Annotated in this window: 14 protein-coding genes; 2 read left to right on the top strand and 12 right to left on the bottom strand. The window is 65.0% G+C overall.

The annotated features are described in order from the left end of the window. The first annotated feature begins 226 nt into the window (after nucleotides 1-226). Nucleotides 227-1030, top strand: coding sequence for a transcriptional repressor LexA (lexA, locus tag AC1X6S_RS11270; protein ID WP_483405825.1), 804 nt, complete (start codon nucleotides 227-229; stop codon nucleotides 1028-1030). A gap of 109 nt (nucleotides 1031-1139) precedes the next feature. Here the strand turns inward: lexA and hflX are convergent, their stop codons facing one another. Beyond that, nucleotides 1140-2690 (bottom strand): GTPase HflX, encoded by a 1551-nt coding sequence (gene hflX, locus AC1X6S_RS11265; protein WP_483405824.1) that lies wholly within the window; start codon nucleotides 2688-2690, stop codon nucleotides 1140-1142. 36 nt (nucleotides 2691-2726) lie between these two features. Between hflX and AC1X6S_RS11260 the strand changes: the two genes are divergently transcribed. Further along, on the top strand, nucleotides 2727-3344 hold the full coding sequence (locus AC1X6S_RS11260) for a class I SAM-dependent methyltransferase (RefSeq protein ID WP_483405823.1): 618 nt from the start codon (nucleotides 2727-2729) through the stop codon (nucleotides 3342-3344). A gap of 22 nt (nucleotides 3345-3366) precedes the next feature. Here AC1X6S_RS11260 and dapF read toward each other — a convergent pair whose 3' ends face one another. From dapF to AC1X6S_RS11205, 11 genes are all read right to left on the bottom strand, one after another. Beyond that, nucleotides 3367-4248 carry a diaminopimelate epimerase gene (dapF, locus tag AC1X6S_RS11255; protein ID WP_483405822.1) on the bottom strand — a complete coding sequence of 294 codons (882 nt, stop codon included), beginning with the start codon at nucleotides 4246-4248 and terminating at the stop codon, nucleotides 3367-3369. Between the two features lie 16 nt (nucleotides 4249-4264). Then, nucleotides 4265-5218, bottom strand: a complete 954-nt coding sequence (miaA, locus tag AC1X6S_RS11250) for a tRNA (adenosine(37)-N6)-dimethylallyltransferase MiaA (protein ID WP_483405910.1) — start codon at nucleotides 5216-5218, stop codon at nucleotides 4265-4267. Then, complete coding sequence (gene miaB, locus AC1X6S_RS11245) at nucleotides 5215-6864, bottom strand: tRNA (N6-isopentenyl adenosine(37)-C2)-methylthiotransferase MiaB (RefSeq protein WP_483405821.1); 1650 nt, start codon at nucleotides 6862-6864, stop codon at nucleotides 5215-5217. The genes miaA and miaB overlap by 4 nt, the downstream gene beginning before the upstream one ends. A gap of 152 nt (nucleotides 6865-7016) precedes the next feature. Next, nucleotides 7017-7895: a regulatory protein RecX gene (locus tag AC1X6S_RS11240; protein ID WP_483405820.1), complete on the bottom strand. Its 879-nt coding sequence runs from the start codon at nucleotides 7893-7895 to the stop codon at nucleotides 7017-7019. 9 nt (nucleotides 7896-7904) lie between these two features. Next, nucleotides 7905-8990 carry a recombinase RecA gene (recA, locus tag AC1X6S_RS11235; RefSeq protein WP_483405819.1) on the bottom strand — a complete coding sequence of 362 codons (1086 nt, stop codon included), beginning with the start codon at nucleotides 8988-8990 and terminating at the stop codon, nucleotides 7905-7907. 240 nt (nucleotides 8991-9230) lie between these two features. Next, entirely contained in the window at nucleotides 9231-9455 is a 225-nt protein-coding gene (locus AC1X6S_RS11230) for a DUF3046 domain-containing protein (RefSeq protein WP_483405818.1), read from the bottom strand. 105 nt (nucleotides 9456-9560) lie between these two features. Then, on the bottom strand, nucleotides 9561-9869 hold the full coding sequence (locus AC1X6S_RS11225; RefSeq protein ID WP_108390619.1) for a helix-turn-helix domain-containing protein: 309 nt from the start codon (nucleotides 9867-9869) through the stop codon (nucleotides 9561-9563). 187 nt (nucleotides 9870-10056) lie between these two features. Further along, entirely contained in the window at nucleotides 10057-10587 is a 531-nt protein-coding gene (locus AC1X6S_RS11220; RefSeq protein ID WP_483405817.1) for a CinA family protein, read from the bottom strand. Then, a complete protein-coding gene (gene pgsA / locus AC1X6S_RS11215; RefSeq protein ID WP_483405816.1) occupies nucleotides 10584-11189 on the bottom strand; it encodes a CDP-diacylglycerol--glycerol-3-phosphate 3-phosphatidyltransferase in 606 nt (201 codons plus the stop codon). The genes AC1X6S_RS11220 and pgsA overlap by 4 nt, the downstream gene beginning before the upstream one ends. A gap of 3 nt (nucleotides 11190-11192) precedes the next feature. Next, nucleotides 11193-14051, bottom strand: a complete 2859-nt coding sequence (locus tag AC1X6S_RS11210; protein ID WP_483405815.1) for an FtsK/SpoIIIE family DNA translocase — start codon at nucleotides 14049-14051, stop codon at nucleotides 11193-11195. A gap of 70 nt (nucleotides 14052-14121) precedes the next feature. Beyond that, nucleotides 14122-14613: a GNAT family N-acetyltransferase gene (locus AC1X6S_RS11205; RefSeq protein ID WP_483405814.1), complete on the bottom strand. Its 492-nt coding sequence runs from the start codon at nucleotides 14611-14613 to the stop codon at nucleotides 14122-14124. Between the last annotated feature and the right edge of the window lie 41 nt (nucleotides 14614-14654).

Here is a 14654-nt window from a genome sequence, read left to right as displayed (position 1 = left end):
TCCGGTTCGTGCTGTGAACTGTTGTGTGGCGATTCGAAGAATTCGTATCCGGCCCTCGGCCGGGAGGGCCGAATACGAACCTGTATTCCGAATCTATATTCGATTGTTCGAACATTCAAGTCCTTCTTCGGACTTTTTTGCAGAATTTGCCCGACACACTCGAACAAATCTTTGCTGGGGCCCCTCGGGACGGATAGAGTTTCGATTGATGGTTGAGACTCAACCAGTGACCACTGACATTGGCCGGGGCTGCCCGCCAGACGGGAGTGACATGACGCTCGACAACGCGAATATCACGGCTGAGAACGAGCCGGATGCCGCTGTTTCATCTGCCGCTCCAAAGGCACGGAAGGCCAAGCGCGTGCCGGCAGAGAAGCCGACCACGCGCCGCCGCAAGAGCCTGAGCGAGAAGCAGCTGGCGATCCTCGACGTGATCCAGCGCTCCGTGCAGAGCCGCGGCTACCCGCCGAGCATGCGCGAAATCGGCGACGCGGTCGGACTCGCGTCACTCTCAAGCGTGACGCACCAGCTCAACCAGCTCGAGTTGAGCGGTTACCTGCGCAGGGACCCCAATCGGCCCCGTGCACTCGAGATCCTGATCGACCTGCCCTCCCCCTCGAACGTTGCCGACTTCGAAAGCTCAACACCGGTCGGCGACGCCGCGATGGTGCCCCTGGTCGGACGCATCGCTGCCGGGGTGCCGATTACCGCTGACCAGCAGGTCGAAGAGGTCTTCCCCCTGCCCCGTCAGCTCGTGGGCAAGGGCGAGCTGTTCATGCTCAAGGTCTCGGGTGAGTCGATGATCGACGCAGCGATCTGCGACGGCGACTGGGTCGTCGTCCGTCAGCAGCCGACGGCCGAGAACGGCGACATCGTCGCTGCCATGCTCGATGGTGAAGCCACGGTCAAGGTGTTCCGCCAGCGCGATGGCCACACCTGGCTGCTCCCCCGCAATACGAACTTCGAACCGATCCTCGGCGACGAAGCCGACGTGCTCGGCAAGATCGTTGCGGTCCTCCGCGCGGTGTAGCCACTCACGGTGGGGCGCCTGACGCCCGCTTAACGATCGGATGCCCCGGGTACAGACCCGGGGCATCCGTTCGTTAACAGACCAGACGTGTGACGTCGCCGCTTCGCGTTTACTCGGCGATCGCGAACTCGGACACCTGTGCGGCGAGTTCCTCCGACGCGAGTGCGCGCACCTCGGTGCCGTCTTCCTCGTAGTCCAGCTTCTCGACCTTTCCGCGGCGGTGGAGCATCGAAATGATGTCTCCCCGGTCGTACGGGACGAGCAGGTGAAGCGGGACTGTCGGACTCGGCAGCAGCTCCGCGATACGGGCCAGGATCTCGTCGATCCCCTCACCGGTGCGCGCCGAAGCGAAGATCGCCTTGGGTTCCAGTCCGCGGAGCACGAGCCGGTCGTCCTCGCTGACGAGATCGCTCTTGTTGAAGACCACGATCTCTGGAATATCGCGGGCGCCGACATCACCGATCACGTCGCGGACAGTGCTGATCTGGGATGCAGGGTCCGGATGCGATGCGTCGACCACGTGCACGATGACATCCGACTCCGCCACCTCTTCCAGGGTGGAGCGGAACGCCTCGACGAGCTGGTGCGGCAGGTTTCGGACGAATCCGACGGTGTCGGAGAGCGTGTAGAGCCGGCCGTCCTCGGTCTGGGTCTTCCGAACCGTCGCGTCGAGCGTTGCAAAGAGTGCGTTCTCGACCAGCACGCCGGCCTTCGTGATCCGGTTGAGCAGACTCGACTTGCCGGCGTTGGTGTACCCGGCAATAGCGACGCTCGGCACCTCGAAGCGGTTGCGGTTGGCCCGCTTGGCCTCGCGGGCCGGCCCGAAGCCCTTGATCTGCTTGCGCAGCTTCGCCATCCGGGTGTGGATGCGGCGTCGGTCGAGTTCGATCTTGGTTTCACCAGGACCACGTGAACCCATTCCGGCGCCGGCGCCGCCCACCTGGCCACCGGCCTGGCGGGACATCGAGTCACCCCAACCGCGGAGTCGCGGCAGGAGGTACTCAAGCTGGGCGAGCTCGACCTGGGCCTTGCCCTCGCGGCTCTTGGCGTGCTGGCTGAAGATGTCGAGGATGACGGCGGTACGGTCGATGACCTTGACCTTCACGACGTCCTCTAGCGCACGCCGCTGGCTTGGCGCGAGTTCGGTGTCGGCGATCACGGTGTCTGCGCCGAGCGCTGCGACGATGCCGCGCAGTTCCTCGGCCTTTCCCTTGCCGAGGTAGGTGCTGGGGTCGGGATTCGGGCGGCGCTGCAGCATGCCGTCGAGGACGACGGCGCCTGCGGTTTCAGCGAGGGCAGCGAGCTCGCGGATCGAGTTCTCTGCATCCTCCTGCGCGCCCTGCGGGTACACGCCGATGAGAACGACGTTCTCGATGCGCAGCTGCCGGTACTCGACCTCGGTGACGTCCTCGAGCTCGGTAGACAGGTTGGCAACGCGGCGGAGCGCCTGGCGGTCTTCCCGGTCCTGCTGCTCGCCGTCGAATCCATCGTGCCCGGACTCACCGGTCGTGGACCTGTCCTGCAGGGCATCGGCCTGACTCGAACCGAAGAGCGAATAGCCGCCCGCGCGGGACTCAGCGTTGCGCAACACCCGCGATACTGCATCGTCGTCGATGGGTGTTTCGGTGTTCTCTGGGGTTGATTCGGTGGACTTGCTCATCAGTTAAGCCTAGTTGCTTTGCGGTAACGTTCCCCTATGGCCAGCGATCATTATTTTACGGGCGTACCCGGAACCGAACTCAAGCTCCGCACGGTTTCCGTTCGGCTCTCAGGCCAGGACTACGAACTCACCACCTCGAACGGGATTTTCAGCCCGGACCGGATCGACCCGGGGACGCAGGTGCTCTTAGCGAACGCCCCGACTCCGCCCCAGAGCGGCAACCTTCTCGACCTGGGCTGCGGCTGGGGACCGATCTCCCTGACACTCGCCCTAGAGGCGCCAGGCGCTCACGTTTGGGCGGTGGATGTCAACGAGCGCGCGCTCGATCTGCTGCGGATGAACGCTGAGAAGCTCGGGCTCACCAATATCACTGCAGTGCAGCCCGATCAGGTTCCCGACGACGTCCTGTTCCAGACCATCTGGTCGAACCCGCCCATCCGCGTCGGCAAGAACGAGCTTCACGCCATGCTCGAGCGCTGGCTCCCTCGCCTGGAACCGGGTTCAGACGCCTGGCTCGTCGTGCAGCGCAACCTCGGCTCAGACAGCCTGCACCGCTGGCTGCAGGAGAGCATGGGCGACGATTTCGAGTTCACCAAAGAGACGATCAGCAAGGGGTACCGCGTGCTGCGGGCACTCCGCGCTGAAGCGAACTGACGGATGAACTGACGGACCGACGCTAGCCGAGCTCAAGAGTGCCGGTGTAGACGAGGTCGGCCGGGCCGGACAGGCCGACGTGCTCGCCGTCCTGCGTCGCGAACATCCGCACACCGAGCGTTCCTCCTGGAACGTCGACGCGCCACGCGTTCGGTGCCGCCGACCCGGCCCAGTGCCGCGTCGCGAGAGCCGCAGCTGCGACGCCGGTGCCGCACGACAGAGTCTCACCGCTCCCCCGTTCGTGAACCCTCATCGAGATGCGGGCAACGCCGTCCTTGATGAGCGGGTCATAGGGCACAACGAATTCCACGTTGGCCCCATCGATGGGTTCCGGTTCGATCAGCGGAATGTAGTGAAGGTCAGCCGACTCAAGCTCTGCCTCGTCTGCGAGAGCGACGACGACGTGCGGGTTTCCAACGTTGATGCCGAGCCCCGGCCGCGCCACCTTGAGCTCCTTGGCCCGCACGAGCGGCTCTCCGCCCTCGAGCTTCCAGCGCCCGAGGTCGACCTGGAACCCGTTCGTGGCGCGCTGGACGTCACGGACGCCGGCGCGGGTTCCGATTGCGAGGGTGTCACCCGACTCCAGCTCAACAAGACCCTGCTCGATAAGGTACCGCGCGTAGACACGGATGCCGTTGCCGCACATTTCCGCGATGGACCCGTCGGCATTGTGGTAGTCCATGAACCACTCTGCGCCGTCGTCTTCGGCCAGGGCTGCCGCGCCCTCGTCGATGTTGCGCGACCTGACCGCGCGGATGACGCCGTCGGCGCCGACACCGAAGTGCCGGTCGCACACCGCGATAATCTGCGCGGTGGTCAGTGGGTGGTCGCCCTCAGGGTCCGTGTAGAGCACGAAATCGTTGCCAGTGCCGTGGCCCTTGGTGAACTGCAGAGTGAATCCCATGCGCCCAAGTCTAGGGTCAGCGCGGAACCTGGGGCGTCGCGCCGGTGACGGATGCCATGGCCTTCTCGACCAGGTCAGGCGCGTCGTAATCCAGCCAGACGATGTCTGCATAGCGCTTGAACCAGCTCATCTGCCGCCTGGCGTACCGCCGGGTCAGCTGCTGCGTTTCTTCAATCGCTTCCGTCTCGGTGGCCGCGCCCGCGAGTTGCTTCAGCGCCTGCGCGTATCCGATCGCCCGCGACGCGGTAACACCGCCCTCGAGCCCCGCCGCCCGCAGCGCCGCCACCTCGTCCAGCAGCCCGGCAACCCACATCCCGTGCACCCGCTGGTCGAGGCGTGCGGTCAGTTCCGGCCTCGGCGCCGACAGCCCGATAATGCGCGACTCGCGCCAGTACACCGGCTCGTCCGGCAGCATCCCCGCCACGGGAGAACCGGTGATCTCGGCCACCTCGAGGGCGCGCACGATTCGCCGCGTGTTGTGCGGCCCGATCCGCGACGCAACGTCCACGTCGAGCGCGGCCAGCCGCTGGTACAGGATGCCGGGACCAAGCGTGGCTGCTTCCTGCTCGAGTCGAGCCCGAATCGCGGGGTCAGAGCCGGGGAACTGGAAGTCGTAGAGGACGCTCGAGACATACAGGCCGGACCCACCGACGAGGATCGCGGATTTCCCCCGCGAGAGGATGTCGGTGACCGCAGCCCTGGCGAGAGGCTGGTACCTGGCGACAGTGGCTTCTTCGTCGACATCGAGGATGTCGAGCATGTGGTGCGGGATGCCCCTGCGCTCGTTTTCAGGCAGCTTGGCCGTGCCGATGTCCATCCCGCGGTACAGCTGCATGGCATCCGCGTTGACGATCTCAGCGCCACTGCCCGTGCGCGCGAGGGCCTCGGCGATATTGAGCGAGAGTTCGCTCTTTCCGGTACCGGTCGGACCAACTACCGCGATGAGCTGCGGGTCGCTGTGCGGGTTCAGCGTTCGCCGTCCAGTGCGTCGTAAATCGGTGTCATTCCGCCCTGGACCTGAGCTGGCGCGTCGTGGGCCCGAACCGGTGCGCCGTGGACGGGCGTGGGCGGACCGACGCGCAGGGTTGGCAGTCCCAGTGAAACGCGGCCAGGGCTGCTCGGTGAGGCGCCGGGCGCGGGAACGCCGCACGACTCTGCCTGCGCGCGGTCCCATGCGTCGCCGGCGGAGGTCCTTCGCACCACGAGTTCGCTTCCGGCGGGAGCATCAGCGATGAGGTAAAAGGGCGCGGCCTGGGTCACTGTGGCGGTGACGATGTCTCCCGGGCGCGGGACCGCCGAGCCTTCGGGCACCTCGAAGTGCACGAGGCGGGAGTCCTCAGCCCTGCCGGACAACCGGTGGCTGGCGGAATCCTTGCGACCTTCGCCGACCGCGACGAGGATCTCGATCTCGCGGCCGACGACCTTCTGGTTCTCCTCGAGGCAGATGCGGTCCTGAAGGGCGGTCAACCGCTCAAAGCGCTCCTGGACGACCTCCTTCGGCACCTGGTCCGGCATTGTCGCAGCCGGGGTCCCCTCACGGATCGAGTACTGGAAGGTGAATGCCGTAGCGAACCTCGCCGCTTCGACCACGCGGAGAGTTTCGAGGAAGTCCTCCTCGGTTTCGCCGGGGAAGCCAACGATGATGTCTGTCGAAATCGCCGCGTGCGGCATGCGGGCCCGGACCCTGTCGAGGATGCCGAGGAACTTCTCGCTGCGATACGACCGGCGCATCGCCTTGAGGATCCGGTCGGAACCGGACTGCAGCGGCATGTGCAGCTGAGGCATGACGCTCGGCGTCTCGGCCATCGCGTCGATGACGTCGTCGGTGAACGCCGCGGGGTGGGGGCTCGTGAAACGAATCCTCTCGAGCCCGTCAATGGCTCCGGCGGCACGCAGCAGCTTGCTGAACGCCTGGCGGTCGCCGAACTCGACGCCGTAGGAGTTCACGTTCTGGCCGAGCAGCGTCACCTCGATAGCACCGTCATCGACGAGCGCCTGGATCTCCGCGAGGATCTCACCCGGCCGCCGGTCTTTCTCTTTCCCGCGCAGGGACGGGACGATGCAGAAGGTGCAGGTGTTGTTGCATCCGACGGAGATGGACACCCAGCCGCTGTAGCTGGATTCGCGCTTGGTCGGCAGCGTGGATGGGAAGGTCTCGAGCGCTTCGAGGATCTCGATCTGCGCCTCTTCATTGTGGCGGGCGCGCTCGAGGAGGTTCGGCAGTGCGCCCATGTTGTGCGTTCCGAAGACAACGTCCACCCACGGCGCCTTCTCGAGGATGACGTTCTTGTCTTTTTGCGCGAGACAGCCGCCAACGGCGATCTGCATGCCCTCATGGCGGCGCTTGACGCTCGCGAGGTAACCGAGGTTGCCATAGAGCTTGTTGTCGGCGTTCTCGCGAACGGCGCAGGTGTTGATGACCACAACATCCGCCTCGGCCCCGCTCTCGGCGGGAACGTAGCCGGCGGCGTCGAGCGAGCCGCTCAACCGCTCGGAGTCGTGCACGTTCATCTGGCAGCCGTAGGTGCGCACTTCATACGTGCGAGCACGCCCGGTCGCGTCGGTTGCCGCTGTCGACGGCGTGATGACTGTGGGCGTTTCAAGCAGGCTACTCATGGTTGTCCCAGTCTACGTTCGCACGCGGCTGCGTGGTGGCGGCGCGTTGGCTGCCTGATGCCCACGGTGCCAGCGGCGAGCAGGTTGTTGCCAGCAGGAGCGCCAGTCGGCGCACACCCGAGCTGGACGGGCGCCAACCGACGGCGAACGAACTACCGGAACCGTACCGTCGAGCTCGGTGACGACGAGCGGCCGGTCAGCACTGGCGCGATAGCCTCTCGCACAATGTTGCCGGGGTAACCGCGTCGCGCGAGGAAACCGGTCAGCCTGCGTTCCAGCGTCTGCTTGTCGAGTCCTGACATCTGCGAGGCGCGCTTGCGGGCGAGTTCGGTCGCGACGCCGAGCTCATCATCCTGCTCGATGTCATCGAGCACCTCGGTGATGATGTCGCGGTCGATCGAGCGACCGGACATGGCGCGAGCGACGACGGCCTTGCTCTGTCCTTTGCGTTCGGACAGCGAGTGCTTGAGCTGCTCGGCGAGGGCGCGGTCATCGACATAGCCCAGGTCACGAAGCCGGTCGAGGATCGTGTTCGCCTGTGCGGCGGTCAGCCCCTCCTGAACGGCAAACGCGAGGACCTCAGCCTCACTGAGCGACCTCCGGGCGAGCTTCCGTACGAGAAGCGACTCGACGGCTTCGGGGTCGGCAACCTGCTCGACGGGTTCGTCCTCGTCGTGCTCGGCGCCACTGTCCATGGCAGCACCGCCCCTGACAGCACCGTCGCGACCGACCGCCCGAAGGTGCCCGGCCGCTGAACCGCCGGACCGCTTGCGCGGTGAGGAGCGCGTTCCGGGAGCGCGTTCGGACTCCGAACCCGCCCCGGACGTCGTTCGTTCCGCAGCCGGCTCGGGATCAGACCCGAACCAGGAATCGGCGTCGGACCTGGTACCCGTGCGTGCAGGCTCGGGCGTGTGCCCGGCACCGCGCAGGTAGGTCACCGGCGCGATCTTCTCGCCGGGCTTGTCGGCGGGGTTCCCGCCTGCCGGGTCGGCCGGGGTGTCCGGCCGACCCGGGTCGCGAAACGAAACCATAACGGAGGCCTAGGCGCCGCGCTTGGCAGCGAGCTGGTCGGCCGTGGTCTTGACCTTGGCACCTGTGGCAGCGGCTGGTGCCTCCGCCTCGACCTTGGCAACACCGACTCCGAGCTTGGCCTTGATTTTCGACTCGATCTCGTTGGCGATGTCGGGGTTCGTCAGCAGGAAGTTACGCGAGTTTTCCTTACCCTGACCCAGCTGCTCACCGTCGTAGGTGTACCAGGAACCCGACTTTTTGACGATCAGGTGCTCGACACCGAAGTCGATCAGGCTGCCCTCTCGGGAGATCCCTGTGCCGTAGAGAATGTCGAACTCGGCCTGCTTGAACGGCGGCGCCATCTTGTTCTTGACGACCTTCACACGCGTACGGTTTCCGACGGCATCCGTTCCGTCTTTGAGGGTCTCAATCCGGCGGATGTCGAGTCGAACCGACGCGTAGAACTTGAGCGCCTTACCGCCGGCGGTGGTCTCGGGGCTTCCGAAGAAGACACCGATCTTCTCGCGCAGCTGGTTGATGAAGATCATTGTGGTGTTGGTCTGGCTGAGTCCACCGGTGAGCTTGCGGAGCGCCTGTGACATCAGTCGGGCCTGGAGACCCACGTGGGAGTCACCCATCTCGCCCTCGATCTCGGCGCGCGGCACCAGTGCCGCAACGGAGTCGATCACGATCAGGTCGATGGAGCCCGAGCGCACGAGCATGTCGGCGATCTCGAGCGCCTGCTCACCGGTGTCTGGCTGGGAGACGAGCAAGGCGTCGATGTCGACACCGAGCTTCTTGGCGTACTCGGGGTCGAGTGCGTGCTCCGCGTCGATGAATGCCGCGATGCCGCCCGCCTTTTGCGCATTCGCAATCGCGTGGAGCGTGAGTGTGGTCTTACCCGATGACTCAGGACCGTAGATCTCAACGATGCGGCCACGCGGAAGGCCGCCAACGCCGAGCGCGACGTCAAGCGCGATTGAGCCGGTAGGGATGACTGCTACTGGAGCCCGCTCATCGCTGCCGAGGCGCATGACTGAACCCTTGCCGAATTGACGGTCGATCTGGGCGAGTGCCGTTTCAAGGGACTTCTCGCGGTCTGCTACTGATGGCATGTCTGCCTCTTCCTGTGCGATAGCGGTGCGCCTATAGGCTGTCGGGCCGGAACTCGGCTTCAACAAGGCTGGGAGCGTTTTCGTGAACAGTGTCGACTGTATGAGGCACCTCTGACATTGAGTCAGAGGGAGGAAAACAGTGGACGTACTGCCCCAGATGGGCCCTTGTGTAGGAGCCTATCGCAGACCGAACGAGTGTTCGAGAAATATTCTTCGGCGTGTCGAAGGAAGATCCGGGTGCTACTGGACAGGCGGCCGAACCCCGACGCCGTGCCAGCGGTCGCGGGGAACGTCCGATTCCTTGCAGAGCGCCATCCAGACGTTACGCGGAGACTCCCCCGCTGCCAGCGCTTCATCCGCCGTGCGCCCACCGAGTTCGCGCAGCACCAGGTCGCTGGTGAGGACACGCCCGTATGCGCCACCGAACTCGGTGGTGACGGCCAGTCTGAACTCGCTGAGTTTCACTTGTCTCGGCTCACTGTAGATAGAGGGCTCGCGGTCGCGAGCGGACGAGGAATGCCCCGGCTCGCTGTCGCGGGCCGGGGCATTCGGAAATTATGTGTGCCAGCGTCAGCGGGCAACCAGGTCCGCGTCGAGTTCTGCAACGAACTCGTCGGGAACCGTGTCTGGAATGGGCGCGATCCCCTCGATGACGGCGAGCCGGTCACCGACTTCGCGCATGATGACTGAGATCGGGGTGTCCAGTGCGTCTGCGACCGAGGCGAGGATCTCGCTCGATGCTTCCTTCTGGCCGCGCTCAACCTCACTGAGATAACCGAGTGCAACACTTGCCTTGCTTGCAACCTGGCGAAGAGTCCGCCCCTTTTGCAGCCGGAAGTCGCGTAACACGTCACCGATTTCCTGACGTACGAGAATCATGGGACCCCTCCTTCTCTGCCGATCAGCCTGACCACTGGTAAGCCCGTGGTTGGATAACATTACTACACCCATCCGTCTGAAAAACCTTACTGTCGCTCACTGATTTTTTCTTGTGAATACCTAGTGTGTAACTGGGTTGTAACACCACGTATTCCCGCGGAAACCCGGGCGACGACGCGCGAGTTTCTCAAAGGTCGGCGACAGGTGACGTTGTACTCTTCTCTGAATCCGCGATCAGTGCGATCGCGGCAGCAACCGTCGCACTTCGGATCGTTGTCCTGTCGCCGTCGAGCTGCAGTTCGAGCGCCCGCGCACCGTCGCTCGTCGACAGCCCTACGTATACCGTTCCGGGTGCCTTGCCGCCCTGGGGGTCAGGACCGGCCACACCCGTGGTGGAGATTCCGATGTCGGCGACGCGTCCGTCGACCGCCAACGCGGTTCGCACACCGGATGCCATCTGACGGGCAACCTCCGGATCCACCGGCCCGAACTGGGCGAGCAGATCCCCGTCCACTCCGAGGACGGTGCGCTTCAGCTCAGTGGCGTATGCGACGACACCGCCGAACACGACGGCAGACGCGCCGGGTGGCCTGATGAGTTCGGCGACGAGGAGTCCACCGGTCAGCGACTCGGCAACGGCCACCGTGAGGCCGCGCTCAGCGAGCCGCGCGATGAGCGCCGCGGTCGCGTCAGCCGGAGCCGGAGCCTCGGATGTCATCGCGCCCGCCGAGCCTTGAACTCGGTGATCACGTAGTCGATACCGCTCGCGACAGTGAGCAGGACGGCGATGGTCATGAGCACGCCGTTCACCCAGAAGATCCAGTCACCGACGACCGTGTTGAGGGGAACCAGAGCAAACGAAATCGCGATCGACTGCGCGACGGTCTTGAGCTTTCCCATCCACGCCGCTGCGACGACGTGGTCTGTCGCCACGATCATCCGGTGAACCGTGATGCCGACCTCACGGACGAGCACGAGGATGGTGACCCACCAGGGCAGTTCGCCGAGGATCGAGAGAGCGACGAGGGCACCTCCGGTGAGGACCTTGTCGGCGATGGGGTCGAGGAGCTTACCGAGGTCGGTGATCAGACCGTGCTTTCGTGCGATGGCGCCGTCGACCCAGTCGGTGGCGATCGCGACGATGAACAGGATCGCTGCGGCCCAGCGGAGGCCGCCGTCCTGCCCGTCGTCGGCAAGCAGCATCCAGATGAAAACCGGAGCGGCCAGGATCCGGACGATGGTGATTGCGTTCGGAACGTTGAGATTCGCCGATCGGGCGGGCCTCGCTGATCCGTTCGGTGGTGTGGCCGGAATGGCCATGTACTACTCCTTGCCTGTGAGTCCCCAGGCGTCTTCGTCGGAATCGCCGTCAACCACATCGTACCCATCGAACTGCTTCTCGACCGGGTCGCCCTGGTACTGGTCGCTGTCGGCCAGCGACGCCGCCGGCATTGGGGCGTCCTCCCCACGGAGTTTGGCGAGCAGACCGGGCAGTTGCTCGGCCGTCACGAGGACGTCGCGTGCCTTGGAGCCCTCGGAGGGCCCGACGATCTCACGCGATTCCATCAGGTCCATCAGGCGGCCGGCCTTGGCGAAGCCGACACGGAGTTTGCGCTGCAGCATCGACGTCGACCCGAACTGGGTACCGACGACCAGCTCGGCCGCAGCGAGGAGCAGATCGAGGTCGTCGCCGATATCGGCGTCGACTTCCTTCTTTTCGACGACGGCAGCGACATCCTTGCGGTACTCGGGTCGTGCCTGCTGGGTGACGTGTTTGACGACCTTCTCGATCTCGTCTTCCGACACCCATGCGCCCTGCACACGGATCGCCTTGTTCGTGCCCATCGGCAGGAACAGCCCGTCTCCCTGCCCGATGAGCTTGTCTGCACCCGGCTGGTCGAGAATGACCCGAGAGTCGGTAACGCTCGTCACGGCGAACGCGAGCCTGGACGGGACGTTGGCCTTGATGAGGCCGGTGACGACGTCGACGGACGGGCGCTGGGTCGCGAGAACGAGGTGAATTCCGGATGCTCGTGCCAGCTGCGTGATCCGGACGATCGAGTCTTCGACGTCGCGCGGCGCGACCATCATGAGGTCGGCGAGTTCGTCGACGACGACCAGCAGGTACGGGTAGGGCTTGAGCACCCGTTCGCTTCCGACGGGGAGAACGATCTCCTCGTTCACGACGGCCTTGTTGAAGTCGTCGATGTGCCTGAAGCCGAAGCTGGCGAGGTCGTCGTACCGCATGTCCATCTCCTTCACCACCCACTGCAGCGCCTCGGCTGCTTTCTTGGGGTTGGTGATGATGGGCGTGATGAGGTGGGGCACTCCGGCATACGAGGTGAGCTCGACCCGCTTCGGGTCGATGAGCACCATGCGCACGTCACTCGGCTTTGCGCGCATCAGGAGGCTCGTGATCATCGAGTTGATGAAGCTCGACTTACCCGAACCGGTCGAACCCGCGACGAGGAGGTGGGGCATCTTGGCGAGGTTCGCCACAACGAATCCGCCGCCGACATCCTTGCCAACGCCGATCGTCATCGGGTGAACGCTTTTCGTTGCGTTGGCTGAGCGGAGGACATCACCGAGGGTGACGATCTCGCGGTCGGTGTTGGGGATCTCGACGCCGATGGCGCTCTTGCCCGGGATCGGGGCGAGGATGCGGACCTCGTTGGATGCGACGGCGTACGCGATGTTGTTGGTCAGGGCTGTGATGCGCTCGACCTTGACGCCAGGGCCGACCTCGATTTCGTACTGGGTCACTGTCGGACCACGGGAGAACCCGGTGACCTTCGCGTCGACCTTGAACTGGTCGAGAACACTCGTCACGGCAGCGACGACCTCGTCGTTCGCGGCCGACCGCGTCTTCGCGGGATCGCCGGCGCCGAGGGTCGATGCTGCCGGGAGCCGGTACGGAGCGGTCGGCTGGATCGGCCGCGCCATCTGCGAGGCATCTGTAGTGCCGTCGAGAAGCCCGAGGCCTTCCATGCCGGGGAGCGCCTCGGTCTGGTTGTCGGGGCCGTCGTCGTGGAGACCTGACAACGATGGTTTCGCCGGACCCGCTCCGGCGAGAGCCGCCTCTGCCCGGGACAGGTCGCCGATGACCTCGGTCATGGAATCGTCGGCGTCGAGCGGGTTACCGAACATGTCGACGTTCTCGACAACGGGCGGCGGGCTTTCGATGGCCGAATCGAACTCGCCCCTGCCCCGCTTCGGCTTGAGCCCGAGCAGCTCGGTGACGTCCGCCGACTCAGAGTCGAAGGCCGGATCGACCTCACGCTGGCTCTTGTTGCGGCGCCACCACGGGAGGGAGTCGTCATCTGTGCCGTCTTCGACGCCATCGATGCCGTCGAGTTCGACCTGTCTGGTCTTCTCGGTCTTGGCCAGTTCGCGTTCTTCGGGGGTCACAACCTCGGTGCCGAACGTCCAGGCGTACAGCTGCCTGAAGCGCTCACCGATCTTGTTCGGTGGGGTCTTCGTGATGATGAAAATGCTGAGCAGAGCGAGCAGGCCAAGCACGATGCCCGCCCCGATCGGCGTGATCAGTGCGACGAGGGGCGCGCCGACGATCCAGCCGACGAGTCCTCCGGCCTGGGCGAGTGCCGGCATTCCCTCGCTCGGGTTCGGCTGTCCTCCGAAGGCATGGCAGAGCCCGGAGACCGCGACGAGGGCGATGATGAGACCGATCCCGATGCGTCCGTTATCGTCGACGCTCGACGGATGCCGGAAGAGCCAGATCGCGAGCAGCACCATGATGACGGGCAGCGCGAAGGCGAGGCGTCCGAAGATCCCACCGAAGGTGAATGCCGTGAGGTTCTGGGCCACGGCGTCGTTGACGCCGAACCACTCGACCACCATGCCGATGATGGCGAGGAGGAAGATGAGAAACGGGACACCGTCCCTGCGCTGGTCTTTATCGAACCGTTCGGCCCCGAAGGCCCTCGCGGCCCCTCCGACGAGGTGAGCAAGTCCCATCCACATCTTGACGAGTGCGTTGTCGCCGCCGGTCGCTGCGGCGGGATATGCAACGGTTTTGGCGGTCGTTGTCGGTACCGCCCTGGTGCGCGAATTCTTCGCGGGCGCTTTCGCCGGTGTCTTCGCTGGAGTCTTGGAAGTGCCTGTTGTTCCTGAGCGCGCCGACGTACTCCGGCCGCCGCTGGAGGATTTACTCGTCGTAGCCATGGCCTCAACGGTACTTGGCCGCACCGACGTTGCCCGGTATTGACGCGGGAGTTCCCGCTATCGCGCCCGGTCAGCGGAGCGTGCGGACCATGACGAACGAGGTTTCGTCCCGGATCACGGGAACAAAGCCCTCAGCCAGGTACAACCTCGACGCGAAGTTGGCTTTGTCGACGTGCAGGCTCAGCCGGTTGTGACCCTGCTGCCGTGCCTGAACGACCACCGCGTGGAGCAACTGGCGGCCGACGCCCTGCGCTCGCCAGACGCTCACGACGCCGAGCGTCAGCTCCGGTACACCGCGCTCCACAAATCCAGAGCCGGGGCTGTGCTCGGGAAAGAGCCGATACCAGCACGCGCCTATCGGACTCCCCGCGTCGTCGACAGCGATCGTGCCGGCATCCCCCGGCCGTTTCCACCCCTCGATGTAACGGGCAACCAGAGGATCCGCTATCGCGTCCACCCGGACCACCGAACGCGACGGCGTCCAGTTGCGTGCCTCCACGAGCATGTCGCCGAGGAACCGCGCGTCACTTCGCGTCGCTTTGCGGAGCCGGTAATTGGCCATATACGGATGCTAAGGCATCAGTGTTTCGAGAAGATGACGGT

The organism is Mycetocola sp. Y442, from assembly GCF_056898615.1.
This window is presented reverse-complemented; position numbering and strand designations above follow the sequence as displayed.